18 protein-coding genes and 1 rRNA gene are annotated in these 19482 nt (G+C 49.2%); 7 read left to right on the top strand and 12 right to left on the bottom strand.

What is annotated here, in order from left to right:
- Positions 1 to 160: 160 nt before the first annotated feature.
- The 4 genes from fabY to typA form a co-directional block, all read right to left on the bottom strand.
- Complete coding sequence (fabY, locus tag A7983_RS07940) at positions 161 to 1102, bottom strand: fatty acid biosynthesis protein FabY (protein WP_005968240.1); 942 nt, start codon at positions 1100 to 1102, stop codon at positions 161 to 163.
- Positions 1103 to 1189: 87 nt separating this feature from the next.
- The gene (gene dtd / locus A7983_RS07935; protein ID WP_005968241.1) at positions 1190 to 1627 is read right to left on the bottom strand and encodes a D-aminoacyl-tRNA deacylase; all 438 of its coding nucleotides are present in this window, start codon (positions 1625 to 1627) and stop codon (positions 1190 to 1192) included.
- A gap of 64 nt (positions 1628 to 1691) precedes the next feature.
- The gene (gene yihX, locus A7983_RS07930) at positions 1692 to 2303 is read right to left on the bottom strand and encodes a glucose-1-phosphatase (RefSeq protein WP_005968242.1); all 612 of its coding nucleotides are present in this window, start codon (positions 2301 to 2303) and stop codon (positions 1692 to 1694) included.
- 161 nt (positions 2304 to 2464) lie between these two features.
- Complete coding sequence (typA, locus tag A7983_RS07925) at positions 2465 to 4288, bottom strand: ribosome-dependent GTPase TypA (RefSeq protein ID WP_005968243.1); 1824 nt, start codon at positions 4286 to 4288, stop codon at positions 2465 to 2467.
- Between the two features lie 369 nt (positions 4289 to 4657).
- Here typA and glnA point away from each other — a divergent pair, with 369 nt between their 5' ends.
- From glnA to A7983_RS23860, 4 genes are all read left to right on the top strand, one after another.
- On the top strand, positions 4658 to 6067 hold the full coding sequence (gene glnA / locus A7983_RS07920) for a glutamate--ammonia ligase (RefSeq protein ID WP_005968244.1): 1410 nt from the start codon (positions 4658 to 4660) through the stop codon (positions 6065 to 6067).
- 341 nt (positions 6068 to 6408) lie between these two features.
- The gene (gene glnL / locus A7983_RS07915) at positions 6409 to 7458 is read left to right on the top strand and encodes a nitrogen regulation protein NR(II) (RefSeq protein WP_005968247.1); all 1050 of its coding nucleotides are present in this window, start codon (positions 6409 to 6411) and stop codon (positions 7456 to 7458) included.
- 8 nt (positions 7459 to 7466) lie between these two features.
- Entirely contained in the window at positions 7467 to 8879 is a 1413-nt protein-coding gene (gene glnG / locus A7983_RS07910) for a nitrogen regulation protein NR(I) (protein WP_005968248.1), read from the top strand.
- A 143-nt stretch (positions 8880 to 9022) separates the two neighbouring features.
- Positions 9023 to 9145: a YshB family small membrane protein gene (locus tag A7983_RS23860; protein ID WP_005968249.1), complete on the top strand. Its 123-nt coding sequence runs from the start codon at positions 9023 to 9025 to the stop codon at positions 9143 to 9145.
- Between the two features lie 57 nt (positions 9146 to 9202).
- Here A7983_RS23860 and hemN read toward each other — a convergent pair whose 3' ends face one another.
- Together hemN and yihI are read right to left on the bottom strand one after the other, a co-directional pair.
- A complete protein-coding gene (gene hemN, locus A7983_RS07905) occupies positions 9203 to 10576 on the bottom strand; it encodes an oxygen-independent coproporphyrinogen III oxidase (protein ID WP_005968250.1) in 1374 nt (457 codons plus the stop codon).
- A gap of 311 nt (positions 10577 to 10887) precedes the next feature.
- Positions 10888 to 11445, bottom strand: a complete 558-nt coding sequence (yihI, locus tag A7983_RS07900) for a Der GTPase-activating protein YihI (RefSeq protein ID WP_005968252.1) — start codon at positions 11443 to 11445, stop codon at positions 10888 to 10890.
- Between the two features lie 203 nt (positions 11446 to 11648).
- Here yihI and yihA point away from each other — a divergent pair, with 203 nt between their 5' ends.
- Positions 11649 to 12284: a ribosome biogenesis GTP-binding protein YihA/YsxC gene (gene yihA / locus A7983_RS07895; RefSeq protein ID WP_005968254.1), complete on the top strand. Its 636-nt coding sequence runs from the start codon at positions 11649 to 11651 to the stop codon at positions 12282 to 12284.
- A gap of 203 nt (positions 12285 to 12487) precedes the next feature.
- Here yihA and A7983_RS24925 read toward each other — a convergent pair whose 3' ends face one another.
- From A7983_RS24925 to A7983_RS07875, 5 genes are all read right to left on the bottom strand, one after another.
- Positions 12488 to 12535: a spot 42 RNA, inhibition of DNA synthesis gene (locus A7983_RS24925; protein ID WP_071892919.1), complete on the bottom strand. Its 48-nt coding sequence runs from the start codon at positions 12533 to 12535 to the stop codon at positions 12488 to 12490.
- Between the two features lie 162 nt (positions 12536 to 12697).
- Positions 12698 to 15487: a DNA polymerase I gene (gene polA / locus A7983_RS07890; RefSeq protein WP_005968256.1), complete on the bottom strand. Its 2790-nt coding sequence runs from the start codon at positions 15485 to 15487 to the stop codon at positions 12698 to 12700.
- A gap of 376 nt (positions 15488 to 15863) precedes the next feature.
- Entirely contained in the window at positions 15864 to 16487 is a 624-nt protein-coding gene (gene dsbA / locus A7983_RS07885; RefSeq protein ID WP_005968259.1) for a thiol:disulfide interchange protein DsbA, read from the bottom strand.
- Between the two features lie 24 nt (positions 16488 to 16511).
- Positions 16512 to 17498 carry a serine/threonine protein kinase gene (locus A7983_RS07880; protein ID WP_005968261.1) on the bottom strand — a complete coding sequence of 329 codons (987 nt, stop codon included), beginning with the start codon at positions 17496 to 17498 and terminating at the stop codon, positions 16512 to 16514.
- Positions 17499 to 17576: 78 nt separating this feature from the next.
- On the bottom strand, positions 17577 to 17846 hold the full coding sequence (locus A7983_RS07875) for a YihD family protein (RefSeq protein WP_005968263.1): 270 nt from the start codon (positions 17844 to 17846) through the stop codon (positions 17577 to 17579).
- A 213-nt stretch (positions 17847 to 18059) separates the two neighbouring features.
- On the opposite strand from A7983_RS07875, the gene mobA reads away from it, so the two are divergent.
- Both mobA and mobB read left to right on the top strand, forming a co-directional pair.
- Positions 18060 to 18638 (top strand): molybdenum cofactor guanylyltransferase MobA, encoded by a 579-nt coding sequence (gene mobA, locus A7983_RS07870; protein ID WP_039478920.1) that lies wholly within the window; start codon positions 18060 to 18062, stop codon positions 18636 to 18638.
- Entirely contained in the window at positions 18628 to 19149 is a 522-nt protein-coding gene (gene mobB, locus A7983_RS07865; protein WP_005968267.1) for a molybdopterin-guanine dinucleotide biosynthesis protein MobB, read from the top strand. Before mobA ends, mobB begins: the two co-directional genes overlap by 11 nt.
- Positions 19150 to 19347: 198 nt before the next feature.
- On the opposite strand, the gene rrf is transcribed toward mobB, so the two are convergent.
- Positions 19348 to 19463: ribosomal RNA gene (gene rrf, locus A7983_RS07860) — 5S ribosomal RNA — on the bottom strand.
- Positions 19464 to 19482: the final 19 nt, after the last annotated feature.

Below are 19482 nucleotides of genomic sequence, written 5' to 3'. Positions count from 1 at the left end.
TGAGGCTCCCGCAGGGATGCCTCGCACCGTGGTAGCACCCGGTATCTCGATCCTTAAATGATCGGTATTAGGGTAAACCCAGTGAAAATCACGGGGTACTGCGGGTTAGCGCGAAGAATGATGTACGGATGGGAAGAACGTCATAATGCTCATCTGCGGGTTAATCAACTTCCGAGCCCCCCTCTTCCAATGGCGCATCAGGCTGAGCTGGCAGCACGATATACACCCCTTCAAATAACGCCCCTTTATTGTCATCACCGAAGAGTTCAACATTTAGCTGCACGCGCGCTTTGCGCCCACGCGCGAGACGATCCAGATCGCCACTCAGTGACCCTAAATCGGCAATGGCACTCGGTCGGCCACTCACTGGTGTACTGTAACGAATATGCGCATCAGCCAGAATAATGGTTCCGCCAAGGTGCCGCTCTCGCAGCAATAGCCAGATCAGCCCCCAACCAGTGAGCGTTGCGAGAGAAAACATACTGCCAGCAAAAAGCGTGTGATGCGGATTCTGGTTACCCGCTTCAGGCATGGTGGTGATAAATTTTTTCCCGGTGTACTGACTTATCCGCACCCCCATTTTTTCACTCAAAGGGATGTGATCATACCAAGCCTGTTGCAACTGCCCGCACCAGTCAGGACGGTGCAAAATATCATCCAGCGTCGCCACCGGCTTAATCATCAGGAAGTGCCTAACTGGCGTCGTTTGTGGCGCAGTGATCTCCCCCTGATTAGCAAAGCCTAGCTTGGAGAAGAAACCCATTGCATCTTCACGGGCGCTACACACCACGCGTTTAACACCTTCCTGACGCGCGACAGACTCCAGAGTAATCGCAAGCAACGTACCGAGCCCTTTCCCTCGCAGATCGGGATGAACGGCTAGAAAGCGGATTGCTGCCTCATTATCCGCATTGATAGAAAGACGCCCAATCGCGACCAGCTTCCCCTGTTCATCAACCACCGTTTGGTGATGTGCCAGCGCATCATAGGCGTCGCGCTCGGAACCTAGCGGTTGGTGTAGAGGTTTACGCAGCATTTCCCAGCGAAATTGATAGTACGCATCCAGTTCTTCCGCGCTTTCAGGTACTCTCAGATGATACATAGCTCTTCCTCTATGCCGATGATGCTTTATTGCACCATGGTTCATAAGATCTCAAACGGCTACAAACGGATAAACGGAACGACAGCGTTATGTCTGTAGCCAAAACGTCACTGGACCGTCATTCACCAATGCGACTTTCATATCCGCCGCAAACTGCCCCGTTTCTGTGTGAACGCCTTGCTCACGACACTGCTCGACAAAATACTGATAGAGGCGATCGGCCTCAGAGGGATGCGCACCGCGAGAAAATCCAGGTCGCATACCACGCTGCGTATCGGCCACCAGCGTAAACTGGGAAACCACCAGCACATTACCACCAGCCTGACGCACATTGAGGTTCATTTTCCCGTCATCGTCACCGAATATCCGGTAGCCCAACACGCGCTCGCAAAGTCGTGTGGCTTTTTGTTCGTCATCACCCTGCTCAACGCCCAACAAGATCAGCAAACCCTTATCGATTTCCCCAATGACATTGCCTTCTACCGTAACGCTGGCGCTGGAAACCCGCTGAATTAGCGCAATCATAAAACCCAACTACTCCTGATGTTATCATTCCCAATAGGGGCGGCACCCGCCCCTGCGATATAAATCATGCTTTGGCCGTCGTTGTCTGCATAGCGAAAAAGTCTGGCACCACCTGACGATCGGTCACCAGAATGCTGTGAATTCCCAAGCTTTGCGCAGCATCGACATTCGCGGCATTATCGTCAAAAAACACGGCCTGCGCTGGCGTAACGCCTTCTTGCGTCAGAACATGTTGATAAATCGCCAATTCAGGCTTACGTAGCCCAATGTCTTGCGACAAATAAAGTCTGTCGGCAGCCGTTCCCACTTCTGGAAATAACGCAGGCCAGTGTGAACAATGGAGGCGATTGGTATTCGACAGAATCACCACGCGGTGGCCTTCCTGACGCAGGCGCTGCATGACGTCGATAACCTCAGGACGCAGTGCGACAAAAATAGCCTGCCAGCCAGCGGTGAATTGCTCGAAACTCAGTGCAATACCCATTTCCTGACACAGTCTGGTGGCAAATTCCTCGTCGCTAATTTCGCCCCGCTCATGCTGTTCAAACGCCTCACCCATCACAAAACGCTCTTGCAACGTTGCGAGCGGCGCGCTGCTCAGATTACTCCAGACGCCCAATACTCTTTTGAAATCAATATCAATGACAACATTACCCAAATCAAAGATATACAGCATGGTAGCCACCTCCTGACGTAATCGTAGGATTTTCACTGTAGCGGGAAATGGAGAAACTGAACAGGGAGGAAATATAAGGAAAGGTTAAAGTGGAAGAAAGCGCATAAAATTCAGGGCACCCGAAGGTGCCCTGTTGCGTGACAATACAAATCGGTCTGAAATTAGACGTCTTTGCTGCCGCGGCTCGCGCGCTTACGATCGTTTTCGGTCAGGTGACGCTTACGAATACGAACAGACTGCGGCGTAACTTCAACCAATTCGTCATCATCAATGAACTCCAGCGCTTGCTCCAGAGACATTTTGATAGCTGGAACCAGCGTGGTGGCTTCATCAGTACCTGATGCACGCATGTTGGTCAGTTTCTTACCGGTCAGACAGTTTACGGTCAGATCGTTAGAACGTGAGTGAATACCGATGATCTGGCCTTCATACACTTCGGCACCGTGTCCGAGGAACAGCTTACCGCGATCTTGCAGGCTGAACAGTGCAAACGCAACGGCTTTACCCTGACCGTTAGAGACCAGTACACCGTTCTGACGCTGGCCGATTTCGCCCTGACGCACGTCATCGTAGTGGCTGAACGTGGAGTACAGCAGACCCGTACCAGACGTCATAGTCATGAATTCGGTACGGAAACCGATCAGACCACGAGCAGGGATCAGGTAATCCAGACGGATACGACCCTTGCCATCTGGGATCATGTCTTTCACATCACCTTTACGCTCACCCATGGCTTGCATGACTGAACCTTGGTGCTGTTCTTCGATGTCCAGCGTCACGTTTTCAAACGGCTCTTGGTTACGACCGTCGATAACACGGTTAATAACCTTCGGACGTGATACGGCCAGTTCAAAACCTTCACGACGCATGTTTTCGATCAGAACTGACAGGTGCAATTCACCACGGCCAGAAACGCGGAACGCATCAGCGTCTTCGGTTTCGTCAACGCGCAGGGCAACGTTGTGCACCAGCTCTTTGTTCAGACGCTCCAGAATCTGGCGCGAGGTCACATACTTACCTTCTTTACCGCAGAATGGTGAAGTATTGACGTTGAAGAACATGGTAACGGTAGGTTCATCGACGCTCAGTGCTGGCAGTGCTTCGACATTCTGCGGATCGCAGATAGTGTCGGAAATGTTCAACTCGCCCAGACCGGTAATCGCGATGATATCGCCCGCTTCCGCTTCAGTTGCGTCGATACGCTCCAGACCCAGGTGAGTCAGAACTTTACCCACTTTACCGTTACGGGTTTTGCCTTCGCTATCAACAATAGTGATTTGTTGGTTAGGCTTCACTTTACCGCGCTTGATACGGCCGATACCGATAACGCCAACATAGTTGTTGTAGTCCAGTTGAGAAATCTGCATCTGGAACGGCGCATCCATCTCAACCTGAGGCGGAGAAACGTGATCGACAATAGCTTGATACAGCGGAGTCATATCTTCCGCCATCTCGTTATGGTCAAGACCCGCGATACCATTCAGCGCAGAGGCATAAATGATCGGGAAATCCAGTTGCTCGTCGGTCGCATCCAGGTTCACGAACAGGTCGAATACCTGATCGACAACCCAGTCAGGACGCGCACCAGGACGGTCAACTTTGTTGATAACCACAATTGGTTTCAGACCGTTGGCAAATGCTTTTTTGGTCACGAAACGCGTTTGCGGCATCGGGCCATCCATCGCATCAACAACCAGCAGTACCGAGTCAACCATCGACATTACACGCTCAACCTCGCCGCCGAAGTCGGCGTGTCCCGGGGTATCTACGATGTTAATACGGTAGTCTTTCCAATTAATGGCGGTATTTTTTGCGAGGATGGTAATTCCACGCTCTTTCTCCAAATCGTTGGAGTCCATTACACGCTCAGTTGCTTCGACACGTTCACCGAACGTTCCGGATTGTTGCAACAGCTTGTCAACCAGGGTGGTTTTCCCATGGTCAACGTGCGCAATAATGGCGATGTTACGCAAATTTTCGATCACAGCTTTGCCTCAGGCATTTAGAAATAGCGCGCTATTGTACACGTATTAATCGAGGGACTAAACAAGATCACAAGCATCTATGATAAACAACCTAGAGCTGCCTGCTTTGTGATCCCTTTCACGGTGCAAAAGCGCTACAAGCGAACATGAATGCACCAAATAAGTGCAATAATTCACATACGGAGCACCATTTTGGTGCTTTAGACTATAATGGTGCAGTGGGTTTACGTAAGAAAGCCCCAAGGGGCAACACATTGCACGAATTTAAAAAGTTGGCACACTTTTAGCTTTAGTCTACTCACGGCAACAACATCAATCCACAACGATATTCGTTCCACGACGATAAATGACCAATCGGGAGAACCAAGTATGTCCGCAGAACATGTTTTGACGATGCTGAATGAGCACGAAGTGAAGTTTGTTGATTTACGCTTCACGGATACCAAAGGTAAAGAGCAGCACGTCACCATTCCGGCTCATCAAGTCAATGCCGACTTCTTCGAAGAAGGTAAAATGTTTGATGGTTCCTCGATTGGCGGCTGGAAAGGTATTAACGAGTCAGACATGGTTCTGATGCCTGATGCCAGCACCGCGATGATCGATCCGTTCTTCGAAGATTCCACGCTGATCATTCGTTGTGACATCCTTGAGCCAGGCACCATGCAAGGCTATGACCGCGACCCGCGTTCTATCGCGAAACGTGCGGAAGATTTCCTGCGTTCTTCAGGCATCGCCGACACCGTACTGTTCGGGCCAGAGCCAGAGTTCTTCCTGTTTGATGACATTCGTTTCGGCAGCAGCACGTCCGGCTCCCACGTTGCTATCGACGATATCGAAGCCTGCTGGAACTCCGGTACAAAATACGAAGGCGGTAACAAAGGTCACCGTCCAGGTCTGAAAGGCGGCTACTTCCCAGTTCCACCTGTCGACTCAGCACAGGACATTCGTTCTGCTATGTGTTTGACCATGGAGCAGATGGGTCTGGTTGTTGAAGCTCACCACCACGAAGTGGCTACTGCTGGTCAGAACGAAGTGGCTACCCGCTTCAACACCATGACCAAAAAAGCGGACGAAATTCAGATCTACAAATATGTCGTGCATAACGTGGCTCACGCCTACGGTAAAACAGCAACCTTTATGCCAAAACCTATGTTCGGTGATAACGGTTCTGGTATGCACTGCCACATGTCTCTGTCTAAAGACGGTACTAACCTGTTCGCTGGCGACAAATACGGCGGCCTGTCTGAACTGGCTCTGTTCTACATCGGCGGTGTTATCAAGCACGCTAAAGCCATCAACGCCTTGGCGAACCCAACCACCAACTCATACAAGCGTCTGGTCCCAGGCTATGAAGCCCCAGTTATGCTGGCTTATTCTGCCCGTAACCGTTCTGCTTCAATCCGTATCCCAGTGGTTGCTAGCCCGAAAGCTCGTCGTATCGAAGCGCGCTTCCCTGACCCAGCAGCTAACCCGTACCTGTGCTTCGCTGCACTGCTGATGGCTGGCCTCGACGGCATCATCAACAAAATCCATCCTGGCGATGCGATGGACAAAAACCTGTACGACCTGCCGCCGGAAGAAGAGGCAGAGATTCCAAAAGTTGCAGGTTCTCTGGACGAGGCCTTGGCAGCACTGAACGAAGATCGTGAGTTCCTGACCCGTGGTGGCGTGTTCACTGATGACGCTATCGAAGCGTATATCGAACTGCGCAAACCTGAGCTTGACCGCGTTCGTATGACGCCGCACCCAGTTGAGTTCGAACTGTACTACAGCGTTTAATAACGAAAATATCTAATATTTATACCCTAAATAATTCGAGTTGCGTGAAGGTGGCAACCGCACGAATCCCCAGGAGCTTACACAAGTAAGTGACTGGGGTGAGTAAGGGCTGCCAACGCACAAGCAGCTTGAAGTATGACGGGTATAGCTCGGTGTGGTTGGGTGTGCTGATACCCAACCATGACCGATAAACAACAGAATACTAAGAAGTTTGTTCTTGTTGCCGTGGAAACGCTTCAGCCCATCTTCGGATGGGCTTTTTTCACCACCGGCATTGGCCGTTGCGACGTAACATCCATCATCCACACTAAATGCACCATGCTGGTGCGGGAGTCTGCGTTATGGCAACAGGCACGCTGCCCGATGCTGGGCAGATCCTAAATTCCCTGATAAACAGCATCTTATTGCTGGATAACGATCTGGCGATTCACTATTCCAACCCGGCAGCACAGCAATTACTGGCACAAAGCTCGCGTAAATTATCCGGCACACCGCTGCCCGATTTGCTGGGATATTTTTCTCTGAATATCGATTTACTGCGTGAAAGTCTGGATTCAGGCCAAGGTTTTACAGATAACGAAGTCACCCTCGTCGTGGATGGCAAAGCGCACATCATGTCGCTCACAGCTCAGCGGGTACAGAACGATTTTATCTTACTGGAAATGGCGCCGATGGATAACCAGCGCCGTCTCAGTCAGGAACAGCTTCAACATGCACAACAGCAGGCCGCTCGTGATTTGGTCCGAGGTCTGGCGCATGAGATAAAAAATCCGCTTGGCGGATTGCGCGGAGCCGCACAACTGCTTGCCAAGGCACTGCCCGATCCCGCGCTGACGGAATACACCAAGGTCATTATTGAACAGGCGGATCGCCTGCGTAATCTGGTTGATCGCCTGCTCGGGCCACAGCAGCCCGGCCTGCACGTTACCCAAAGCATCCATCAGGTCGCCGAACGCGTTTGCCAGCTTGTCTCGCTGGAAAAGCCAGATAACGTGACGCTGGTAAAAGATTATGATCCCAGCCTGCCAGAGTTAACGCACGACCCCGACCAGATTGAACAGGTACTGCTGAATATTACCCGCAATGCGCTACAGGCGCTGGGTGAGGAAGGCGGAACCATTACGATACGCACCCGTACAGCTTTTCAGCTCACTTTGCACGGCGTGCGCTATCGTCTCGCTGCCCGTATTGACGTGGAAGATGACGGTCCCGGCGTACCTGCTCAACTACAGGACACCCTGTTTTACCCGATGGTGAGCGGACGCGAGGGTGGAACCGGTTTAGGGCTTTCCATCGCCCGCAGTCTTATCGATCAGCACTCCGGTAAAATTGAATTTAACAGTTGGCCGGGACACACCGAATTTTCGGTTTACCTGCCCATTCGCCAGTGAGGTTCACAATGCAACGAGGGATAGTCTGGATTGTTGATGACGATAGCTCCATCCGTTGGGTGCTTGAGCGCGCGCTTGCTGGTGCGGGCTTAACCTGCGCAACATTTGAGAACGGAAACCAAGTACTGCATGCGCTGGCGACACAAACGCCTGACGTGCTACTGTCCGACATCCGCATGCCTGGGATGGATGGATTAGCGCTCTTACAACAAATCAAGCAGCGCCACCCGATGCTCCCGGTCATCATTATGACGGCACATTCCGATCTGGATGCCGCCGTCAGTGCTTATCAACAAGGTGCGTTCGACTATTTGCCGAAACCGTTTGATATTGATGAGGCCGTTGCGCTAGTTGAACGTGCAATCAGCCATTATCTTGAGCAGCAGCAGCCGGTACGCAACCAACCGATCAATGGCCCGACAACGGACATTATCGGCGAAGCTCCTGCGATGCAGGATGTCTTTCGCATTATCGGTCGTCTGTCTCGCTCATCGATCAGCGTGCTGATTAACGGCGAATCAGGAACGGGTAAAGAGCTGGTGGCGCACGCCCTGCATCGCCATAGCCCGCGCACCAAAGCCCCTTTTATCGCCCTGAATATGGCCGCTATTCCTAAAGATCTGATCGAATCAGAACTATTCGGCCATGAAAAAGGCGCGTTTACAGGTGCAAACCAGATCCGTCAGGGCCGCTTTGAGCAGGCCGATGGCGGTACACTGTTTCTGGATGAAATCGGCGATATGCCGCTAGACGTACAAACACGCCTATTGCGCGTATTGGCAGACGGGCAATTTTATCGCGTTGGCGGCTATGCAGCAGTGAAAGTGGATGTCCGCATTATTGCGGCAACGCACCAAAATCTTGAACAGCGCGTGCAGGAAGGCAAATTCCGTGATGACCTGTTTCACCGCCTGAATGTGATCCGCGTTCATCTGCCGCCGCTGCGTGAGCGTCGGGAAGATATCCCCCGTCTGGCACGTTATTTCTTGCAGGCCACGGCCAAAGAGTTGGGCGTCGAGCCGAAGAATTTGCACCAGGAAGCGGAAACGGCGCTAACTCGTTTACCATGGCCCGGCAACGTTCGCCAATTGGAAAATACCTGCCGCTGGCTGACGGTCATGGCCGCGGGTCAAGAAGTGCTGATTCAAGATCTGCCGCCTGAACTGTTCGAGACCACCGCGCCCGATTCCACCGTGCATATTCTGCCAGACAGTTGGGCCACGCTATTGGCACAATGGGCCGACCGCGCGCTGCGTTCCGGTCATCAGAATCTGCTGGCGGAAGCCCAACCCGAAATGGAAAGAACGTTACTGACAACGGCACTGCGGCATACTCAGGGGCATAAACAGGAAGCGGCAAGATTGCTGGGATGGGGCAGAAATACCCTGACGCGTAAATTAAAAGAGCTGGGAATGGAGTAGCAAGATTGCTTTTTTATTACTCAATTGTTAATAAGCAATCTGGTGATAAAAAATACAATCTGGCGCACGAAATTGTCACTAATTTGTCCTTTACTTGCCTTGAGTCAGCAGTATGATCGTGTCGCTGATTCGGGAGGAATACCATGCTGGACTCATTGATTTCTGCGGCGACACATAGCGCTGAAATTGGTTCTGTGGCAAGCCATTCACCGCAGACGGCTATTGCCGCCGTTTTGTGTGCTGCACTGATTAGCTTCTTTAGTTGATCATCGAAAATTAGAGGACAGCCAGTCGAAGATAACATCGACTGGCTGTTTTTTTGGTTAAATCACACGGGAAAATTGCTGTGTCCTGAGCTTGCTACGTAAATAGACATCAAAACACATACAGATATTGCGGATCAGCAAACGTCCCTTCGGCGTCACCACCAGCCCATCTTCCAGACTATCGACCAGCCCATCGGCCACCAGCGGTGCCAATAACGCTAAATCCTGCTCAAAGTAGGTTTTAAAATCGATAGCGTATTCCGCTTCAATCGGCGCATAGCTGAGTTGGAAATTACAGATCAGCGTCTTAATCACATCGCGGCGGAGACAATCATCACGCGTCAGCTGTAATCCACGCCACAGGCCATTTCCTTTGTCTTTGACCTGCGCATAATACTGTTTCAGCTCTTTCTGGTTCTGGGCATAGCTATCACCGATCATACTAATCGCCGAAACGCCCATACCAAGCAGATCGCTATCGCCCTGTGTCGTATAGCCCTGGAAATTGCGATGTAACTTCCCTTCCCGCTGCGCCACTGCCAGCTCATCATCCGGGCGGGCAAAGTGATCCATACCGATAAACTGGTAACCCGATTGCGTCAACGATCCAATCGTCTGTTGCAGAATATCCAGCTTTTGTTCTGCGCTCGGTAAATCCGCGTCTTTAATTTTACGCTGTGCCGCGAATAGGCTAGGCAAATGCGCATAGTTAAAAACACTAAGTCGATGTGGACTTAATTCAGCAACGCGCTGTAGCGTAAAAGCGAAACTTTCCGGCGTTTGTTTCGGCAGGCCGTAAATCAAATCAATATTGGTTGAGGTGAAGCCAAGCGCCTTTGCCCGTTCAATAAGGGCAAAAATAAAGTCTTCATCCTGCTCACGATTGACCAGCTTCTGAACGTCTTTATTAAAATCCTGCACCCCCATGCTTAGGCGGTTAAACCCTTCAGCACGCAGATGGTCGAGAACGTCCAGTTCAATTTCCCGCGGGTCAACTTCAAGCGACAACTCAGCCTGCTCGGAAAAAGAGAACAGTTCGCGTAGTAACGACATCAGTCGGCTGATTTGTACTTTATTCAGGTAGGTCGGCGTACCGCCGCCCCAATGCAATTGCGTCACCGTGCGTCCGACAAATAGCGGCGCACGCTGGCGAATTTCCAGTTCCAGCACATCAAGGTATTCATCCGCTTTATGCTGCTGACGCGTAACCAGCTTATTACAGCCACAGAAATAGCACAGCCGATGGCAAAAAGGGATGTGAATATACAGCGACAGAGGCCGCTGCGGATAACGGGCAATGGCATGCTGAAACGCAGGCTCATCATAAGCTTCGCTGAATTCTAACGCTGTGGGATAAGACGTATAACGCGGCCCAGAATAGTTATATTTTTGAATCAGGGCCAGATCCCAGTCAACGGACGGTATCGACATATTCGCTCACTCCTTCCAGTTTTTACTCGGCGGGTTATCCTTCCCCTCCTTCAGATCACCAAAAAACGGCGTTCAAAAGCGCTCCCGCATTTTGCTACTCGCCTCATCCCGATGACTCGCAGCCCTAAAGGGTGGCTTCAAAAACGTTTCCTATGTTCTTGTCTTGGACGTCGCACCTGATTCACGCGCCCGTTAAACAGGGCGCGATGCAACCGATGCTTACGCTTCGACAATAACCATAGTTTACTGAACAGACAGAGCAGATAAAACGCAACCAGCAATATCAGGAACAGAAACAGCCATTTCATTGATTAGAACGCGTCTTTCGGGTTATTACGTTTTAAAAGCTGCAACATGTCTTCCTGTTGCTCTTCTTCGTCATCATCATCACCCAGCTCAATTCCAAGCTCTTCCATCAGGATATCGATACGATCTAGTGTTTCGTCAACCCATGACTGATCTTTGGCGCTCAGCGTTTCGCCGCTATCCAGACGATCCAACAAGGCATCCAGACGCGTATCATTTTCTAGCATTGTCAGTTCTTCTTCTGGAGACATTGTCGGCTTGGCAGCAACGACTTTCTCCACGGGCTCAGAAGACTTTGGCTTAGACTTCGGTTTAGCGATGGCGCTATCCAACACGCCAAGCTGTACAGGCTTTTTACTACCAATACGCGGATCGGCGACTTTACGTTGGCCAGAATTCTGGTCAGTAGACGATTTTTCCTGCGTTCGGCTACCCGCTGCATGGCCACGACGTTTTTTATCTCTTTTCCGCTCACGCGCTTCGCGCTCCAGTTCTTCGCGGGTTTTTCTTTTTACTTTAGGTTTTCCTGCCTTATCGGCAGCCCCTTTGACAGGTTGGTTCATAATGTTGTTCTCAGGTACACAGATATAAGGGAAGTGCGGCGGAATCTAGCAGAAAGCTGGGTAATAAAAAAGCGCTCACATCAGGCGGATGAGCTTTTCTTTTCATATCAGTCTGCTGCACTTTAAGGCAGATAAAACCGCCTTTATTGTCAGTTACAGGTATAATCCCCAACCAGACAGAGATCCAGACAGAGATAACGATCGTGACCCAGCAATATAACTACCACATGACGCGTTTTATCATCAGCGCCCCGGATATTCGCCACCTAGAAACAGATAGCGGTATTGAAGTGGCCTTTGCTGGGCGTTCTAACGCCGGAAAATCCAGCGCACTAAACACGCTGACCAACCAGAAGAACCTGGCACGAACCAGTAAAACGCCGGGCCGTACTCAGTTGATTAACCTGTTCCAGGTGGCAGACGGCGTGCGTTTAGTCGATCTCCCTGGCTATGGTTATGCCGAAGTACCAGAGCAAATGAAGATCAAATGGCAACGTGCGCTCGGTGAATACCTGCAAAAGCGTAACAGCCTGAAGGGTCTGGTCGTGCTGATGGATATTCGTCATCCGCTGAAAGATCTCGATCAGCAAATGATTCAGTGGGCTGTCGATGTCGAGCTTCCGGTCTTAGTACTGCTGACCAAAGCCGATAAGCTGGCTTCAGGTGCACGTAAGACACAATTGCATATGGTTCGCGAGGCTGTCGTGCCATTTATGGGTGACATTCAGGTCGAGGCATTTTCATCACTGAAAAAACTTGGCGTCGATAAACTACAGCAGAAATTAGATAACTGGTTCAACACCTTGCAACACGTTGAAGAAGAGCAAGACGCTGAATAATCCTTTCGCGTGGTGCAGAGTGTCACGACTCGCATCACGTACCCACTTTCCCGCAATGATCGCCCACTAGAGATGTTCTTTTCACACTCGAAACCGTGCTGTCCCGCTGCCGTCTATCAGGCAGTTATTGGCGTTTTGAGGGAAAATCCTGGATAAAGCCCATAAAAAACGCCCCGCTCAAAACTGAGCGGGGCGGCTAATATTCAGCCAAATCCGATTACGTGAAGTAAAAGGTCTGAAAGATAGAACATCTTACCTCTGTACCCTACGTCTTTAACTCTACCCTATTTTTTCACGGGAACAAAGGCTTTTTTGTTGTTTACTTTCATAGAAAATGGTTATCGATTACACAAAGTTAAACCAGGTCACACAATACTGTTATTTAATTACATAAATAGCGCAAGAATCGGCCATTAATGTGCTTGATCCCAGTTCATGCCTGTACCGATGTCTACCTGCAACGGTACATTCAATTGCATACAGCCTTCCATTAATATCTTGATTTTACTAATGGATTCTTCAATAACCGAGCCGTGGATCTCGAAAACCAACTCATCGTGAACCTGCATGATCATCTTCACCTTTGGCGCGTCTTTCTGTAGCCAATCGTCAATCGCGATCATCGCTTTCTTAATAATATCAGCAGCGGTGCCCTGCATCGGGGCGTTAATCGCCGCACGTTCCGCGCCTTTACGCGCCATGGCATTACGCGAATGGATATCTGGCAGATAGAGACGACGACCATCCAATGTAGACACATAGCCATGCTCCGCGGCCTGTTGACGCGTCCGCTCCATGTAATCCTGCACACCAGGATAACGCTCAAAATACAGGTTCATGTATTTCTGTGATTCGCTACGGGGAATATTCAACTGACGCGACAAACCAAACGCGCTCATGCCGTAGATCAGACCGAAGTTGATCGCTTTCGCACTACGACGCTGTTCTGATGTCACCTTATCCAACGCGATGCCGAACACTTCTGACGCCGTTGCCCGGTGGATATCCAGCCCGTTTGCAAATGCATTCAACAGCCCTTCATCACCCGATAGGTGCGCCATAATACGCAGTTCAATTTGCGAGTAGTCAGCCGCAACAATGCTATAGCCCTTAGGCGCAATGAATGCCTGACGAATACGACGCCCTTCATCGTTACGCACTGGGATATTTTGCAGGTTAGGGTCGCTGGAAGACAAACGTCCGGTTGCAGTAACAGCCTGATGATAAGACGTATGAACACGCTTCGTCGCCGGATTGATCATCAGAGGCAACTTATCGGTGTAAGTCGATTTCAGCTTGGCCAAGCCCCGATATTCGAGGATCAGCTTCGGCAGAGGGTAATCCAGCGCCAGCTCAGCCAGCACTTCCTCATTGGTTGACGGTGCACCTTTTGGCGTTTTTTTCAGAATCGGCAGCTTTTGTTTTTCATACAGAATTCCCTGTAGCTGCTTGGTCGATGAGAGATTGAACTCTTCGCCCGCCAACTCATAGGCTTGTATTTCCAACTCCGCCAGACGGGTTGTTAGCTCTTTTGAGTGTTCCGCCAGAATTGCAGGATCGATCAGCACGCCAGTACGCTCGATGCGGGATAAAACCGGAACCAGCGGCATATCGATAGTTTGGAAGACCTGACACAGATCGGCATGCGGCTGAAGTTTCCCCCACAGCGTCTGGTGCAAATGCAGCGTAACGTCCGCATCCTCGGCCGCATACGGCCCGGCCTGTTCCAATGCAACCTGATTGAACGTCAGTTGATTTTTGCCTTTACCCGCGATCTCCTCAAAGGTAATGGTTTTGTGTTTCAGATAGCGCTCGGCCAAGCTGTCCATATCGTGACGACCCGCCACGCTGTCGAGCACGTAAGATTCCAACATGGTATCAAACGCGATGCCGCGTAAATCGATGTCATACCGCTGCATCACGCCTTTATCAAACTTGAGATTCTGACCAATCTTAAGCAGCGTCTCATCTTCCAGCAGCGGTTTGAACAAGGCCAATACCGTGGCACGATCCAACTGCTCCGGCGCATCCAGATAATCATGCGCCAACGGTAAATAAGCCGCTTCACCAGGCTTAATCGCGAATGACAGACCAATCAGATTGGCAGTGAGCGTATCCAGCCCGTCGGTTTCCGTATCAAAAGCGAAAACGTCAGCTAGTTTTAAACGTTCAACCCAATCCAGCAGCGTTTTTTCATCAAGGATCGTGACATAGCCATCGGCAAAAAGCGTAGGTGCGTTATCTTCTTCATCAGCTTGTTCGACCGCAGCGTTACTCACAGGCTGAACAGGCTGGTTGCTCTTTTTACCCTGCATCCAGGTGCCTGACTCAATATCTGATAACCAGCGTTTAAATTCATAACGGGAAAAGAGGCGATGCAGTTCATCCACATCCAGCTCGTTAACAGTGAGTTGATCGCAACTGAGTTCAAGCTCAACATCCGTTTTAATAGTGGCAAGCTGATAAGAGAGGTACGCCACTTCTTTATGCTGTTCCAGCTTCGGCGCCATGGTTTTCGCACCACGGAAAGAAAGCTCAGCAATTTTATCGAGATTTGCATACAGCGAATCCAGCCCGCCGAGCCCTTGCAGTAGCGCCTGGGCGGTTTTCTCCCCAACGCCAGGTACACCAGGAATGTTATCCGAGGCATCTCCCATCAGCGCGAGGAAATCGATAATCAGCTCTGGAGGAATACCGTATTTATCACACACTTCCTGTGGGCCAAGAATCGTGTTGTTCATAGTATTAATGAGCGTCACGCTCGGTGTCACCAGTTGTGCCATATCTTTATCGCCGGTGCTAATCAGCACCGACTTACCCGCTTTTTCCGCCTGCACTGCGAGTGTACCAATCACATCGTCCGCTTCTACGCCAGAAACCGCCAGAAGCGGTAGCCCCATCGCTTTCACCATATTATGCAGAGGCTCTATCTGTTCGCGTAGATCCTCTGGCATAGGTGGGCGGTGAGCTTTATAGTTTTCAAACAACTCATCGCGAAACGTTTTCCCTTTTGCATCAAAAACAACGGCAACATGGCTGGGGCTATATTGCTGCAATAAACTGCGTAGCATATTCAATACGCCATACATTGCACCGGTTGCTTCCCCCGCACTGTTTGTTAACGGTGGAAAAGCGTGATAGGCGCGATACAAATAAGATGAACCGTCTACCAGTATTAAGGGATTTTCTGCAATCTGAGCCATAACCTGCCGTGATCGTTGTTAGTCTGTCATAGCACTAAGCATGCCATAGGTCGAAGGAAGAGACGATCCTTAACGTAAGATATTGGTTGATTTTGCATGGATCTTCGCAAGATCTTCCTGTGGATAAGTTTGTGAGTAGTTTTATTCGCGTAATTATTAATTTCTCCTTTTATCTAATGGATTTATTTTATATTCATTAATTTCATTAGGTTATAATATAAATCATTTATTTTTGAGGAATGATAAACCGTCATCCAGTTTGTGGATATAAACAAAAAGATAAATAGAGATTGTAGACGGTGAGATATAAAAGATAAGAGAGTGAACGTCTTGAAGGTATAAAGCCATGCGGTTAACCCGCATGGCTCATAAGTGATTACTTCTTAGTAATGAGAAATTTCACCACATCAGCATACTGTTTTACGTAAGCGTCCATTGAGCTAGTATCAAGACCATCGTTCTTGATCATATATTTACCATTAACGAACATCGCTGGAACGCCGCGTAATTGTAAATCTGCCGCCGCTTTTTCCTGCTGAGCAACCAGAGATTTCACAACAAAGCTATTCAGAGCACTATCAAATTCTTCCGCAGTCACACCGGCGTTAACAAAGACTGCGCGAATATCTTCTGGTTTTTGTACGGTCTGTGTTTTCTGAACAGCGTCAAACATCAGCGGAGTAACTTTATCTTCTACACCCAGCGCCATGGCAACAGCCCAAGCCTGAGTCAGGTTTTTACCCAATGGGCCCAAGAAGTCCACGTGATAACGTGTCATCTTCGTCCCTTCTGGCAGTGCTTTTTTTACTGCATCCGGAACGTGATAAACCTGTTCAAACTGATAACAATGCGGGCAATAGAATGAGAAAAACTCGAGAACCTGAGGCTCTTGAGTTGCTGGTTTATCTAATTCTACATATTGCTTACCATCAGAAAATTCTGCAGCAGAAGCACTAAATGCCAGAACGACGCCAATCAGCGCAAGCCATAATCTTTTCATAAATTTAACTCTCTCCATTTAATTTCAGTACATTGGCATTAGCTGTAGAGGAGGCTCCTGCAACAGCCGAGTTTGCCCAATAAATATTGCCGTCTGCTTCAACCAAAAATCGGCATCCGTCATCCAAGGGAAGCTTTTCGGAAAAGCAGGGTCTTCCCAACGACGCGCAACCCAAGCCAGATAATAAACCTGCCGCATCGCACGAAGAGGCTCAATCAGCGCGAGCTCTTTCTCCTGAAAATCTGCAAATTCACTATAGGCTTCTAACAAGATATCCAGTTGAATGCGTTGTTCACGACGATCGCCATGCAACAGCATCCATAAATCCTGTATTGCCGGGCCATTGCGAGCATCATCCAAATCCACAAATAGCGGGCCGTCACGCCACAAAATATTTCCTGAGTGACAATCCCCATGCAGACGCAATGGACGCCAGTCGCTGTGCCAATAAGTCTCAACTGTATCAATCAGTTGACGGGTTGCCTGTAAAAAATCATGTCGATGTATTTTCGGTATTAGCGAGCATGTCTCCAACAGACGATAAGGTTCATGCAAATATTCATTTACCCCAATCGTCGGGCGCTCGGAGAATAACGATTTCTGCCCCGTCTGATGAATTCGTCCAAGAAAACGTCCGACCCACTCTAGCTGGTCTTCATTATCCATTTCATACTGCCGACCACCCACACTGGGGAATACGGCAAAGTGAAATCCTTCATAGAGGTTCAGAGTCTGCCTATTAAGTAAAATGGGCGCGACAATAGGAACTTCATCTTCTGCTAATTGCTGGGCAAAAATATGCTCTTCCTGGATCTGCGCCGCGCTCCACCGTTCCGGGCGATAAAATTTCACCACAAATCGTTTACGATCTTCATCCGCAAACTGATACACCCGGTTTTCATAGCTGTTTAATGCCGTCAGGCCGGAATCAACGCGCAACCCAACATCCAGCAAAGCATCCATGATCAGATCTGGGAATAGTGTCTGGAAATTAAATACCGAACTATTCATTGCGGCCACAAATGGTCAGAGGCGACATAAGATATAGGCGTGCAATAGTTAGCATCATGAACGTGTTATTCCTTTCCACTAGTCTTTAATAACCCCACGGGCACGAAGCAATGCTGTTTTGAAATCTTCCTCGTAGTCTTTCTTCAAACCGGGAATGACTTGTTCTTTATCTGCATCACGCATCTTCAGATGGTAAATAAGGATATCATCAGTCAGTTCATTTAACTGCCCCTCGAACCCCGCCTCCTGTGCAAGGTTTTGTAAAAATTGTACCAGGTTTAAATCGGGCTCTTTTTGCCAGGCTGGATGCAGCAACTCGATCAGCTCATTAACACGATGGCATTTCATTTTTTTCTCCTTAAAAACGATTTGTACTCAATAAATTTCAAGAAGTAGAAAACAGCTTGAACAATGTTGAGCATATAGCGATAAAAATAACAGCCTTGCGCACATGAGGAAAGAACTTGGTCTTCTATGAAAGTTTTCAGAGAATAATGTATGGTTTCTCCCTTACAAACTTTCGATACAGAGAAAAGTGGGCATAGATAATTGGCAATTGAAATAATTACAGGCGTTATTCTCGCGGGCGGGCGTGCAACACGCATGGGCGGGCATGATAAAGGTCTGATAGCGCTAAACGGTGTGCCGCTATATCTGCACGTCTTATCTAGGCTTAAAACACAGGTCGACGAGGTCATCATCAGCGCTAACCGCAACCAGGATGTGTATGCACAAAGCGGGTACCGCATTATTAGTGACTTTGATACTAATTTTTTAGGCCCGTTGGCAGGTATTCTAAGTGGGTTACATGCATCTGCGTCCGAATGGGTCGTATTCGTCCCCTGCGATGTTCCAGCACTTCCCCTTGATCTGGTACAGCGCTTGTGGCAAGAACGTGAGGAAGCAAGTGCAGCTTATGCCACAAACGGAGAACGTTCACATCCCACATTACTCTTAATCAATAAAAACCTTATCGAGCCGTTGGAAGTTTATCTGCATCTCGGAAACCGTAAGTTAATGCTATTTATGGAACAGGTCGGAGCAAAAGCTGTTTTATTCAACGATAAACCTGAAACCTTTCACAATTTAAATTCGCCTGAAGATTTATCCAACTGGGAGGATCAACACCGTGAATTCTAATCATTTACCCTTGCTCGCTATTGTCGCCTATAGCGGTACAGGTAAAACAACGTTACTTAAGCACGTCATCCCCCTGCTGGCTAATCAGGGTATTCGAGTCGGATTAATAAAACATACGCATCATCAGATGGATATTGATACACCGGGCAAAGATAGTTACGAACTGCGTAAGGCGGGTGCGGCACAAACCATTGTTGCCAGCAGCGAAAGGTGGGCGTTGATGACGGAAACACCTAACCAGGAAGAACCCAATATTTACGATCTGGCAGGAAAAATGGATGCATCAACTCTCGATTTGGTTCTGGTTGAGGGTTTTAAACACGAAAAAATCGCTAAAATAGCCCTATTTCGTCAATCGTTGGGCAGAGAGTTGCATGATTTGATCGATGAATATGTCATCGCGATTGCAGCAGATTCTGAGATAGAGACCATACTTCCAGTGCTTGATATCAATCAACCAGAGCTGGTGGTTAATTTTATCCACCAATGGCTTCAAAATAGCCATCTATAAACGCCGGGAAATCTGCCATTTACACCAACATGGTGGGTCTTCCGGGTAAACAATGGATTTCTGCCCCCCAAGATCGTCCCTGCGCTGCATAATCACTATGCTATACGGATAGCCACAGGATTACCGCCATTAAATTTTGCCAAAATTCCCATAGCAAAAAGCCCCTGTCTTTCGACAGAGGCTTTCCATGTAGTTGATGCCTGGCAGTTCCCTACTCTCACATGGGGAAGCCCCACACTACCATCGGCGCTACGGCGTTTCACTTCTGAGTTCGGCATGGGGTCAGGTGGGACCACCGCGCTATCGCCGCCAGGCAAATTCTGTTTCATTCTA

The organism is Pectobacterium wasabiae CFBP 3304 (assembly GCF_001742185.1).
GTDB classification, from domain to species: domain Bacteria; phylum Pseudomonadota; class Gammaproteobacteria; order Enterobacterales; family Enterobacteriaceae; genus Pectobacterium; species Pectobacterium wasabiae.
The sequence above is the reverse complement of the archived record's forward strand: the minus strand, read 5'-3'. Positions and strand labels throughout refer to the sequence as shown.

Excerpts from the sequence above, each read along its gene's own strand:
- A7983_RS23860 (WP_005968249.1), top strand. The coding sequence starts at position 9,023 with ATGCTGGACTCATTGATTTCTGCGGCGACACATAGCGCTGAAATTGGT.
- glnL (WP_005968247.1), top strand. The coding sequence starts at position 6,409 with ATGGCAACAGGCACGCTGCCCGATGCTGGGCAGATCCTAAATTCCCTG.
- glnG (WP_005968248.1), top strand. The coding sequence starts at position 7,467 with ATGCAACGAGGGATAGTCTGGATTGTTGATGACGATAGCTCCATCCGT.
- A7983_RS07875 (WP_005968263.1), bottom strand. The coding sequence starts at position 17,846 with ATGAAATGCCATCGTGTTAATGAGCTGATCGAGTTGCTGCATCCAGCC.
- glnA (WP_005968244.1), top strand. The coding sequence starts at position 4,658 with ATGTCCGCAGAACATGTTTTGACGATGCTGAATGAGCACGAAGTGAAG.
- fabY (WP_005968240.1), bottom strand. The coding sequence starts at position 1,102 with ATGTATCATCTGAGAGTACCTGAAAGCGCGGAAGAACTGGATGCGTAC.
- hemN (WP_005968250.1), bottom strand. The coding sequence starts at position 10,576 with ATGTCGATACCGTCCGTTGACTGGGATCTGGCCCTGATTCAAAAATAT.
- yihI (WP_005968252.1), bottom strand. The coding sequence starts at position 11,445 with ATGAACCAACCTGTCAAAGGGGCTGCCGATAAGGCAGGAAAACCTAAA.
- dsbA (WP_005968259.1), bottom strand. The coding sequence starts at position 16,487 with ATGAAAAGATTATGGCTTGCGCTGATTGGCGTCGTTCTGGCATTTAGT.
- dtd (WP_005968241.1), bottom strand. The coding sequence starts at position 1,627 with ATGATTGCGCTAATTCAGCGGGTTTCCAGCGCCAGCGTTACGGTAGAA.
- polA (WP_005968256.1), bottom strand. The coding sequence starts at position 15,487 with ATGGCTCAGATTGCAGAAAATCCCTTAATACTGGTAGACGGTTCATCT.
- A7983_RS07880 (WP_005968261.1), bottom strand. The coding sequence starts at position 17,498 with ATGAATAGTTCGGTATTTAATTTCCAGACACTATTCCCAGATCTGATC.
- yihX (WP_005968242.1), bottom strand. The coding sequence starts at position 2,303 with ATGCTGTATATCTTTGATTTGGGTAATGTTGTCATTGATATTGATTTC.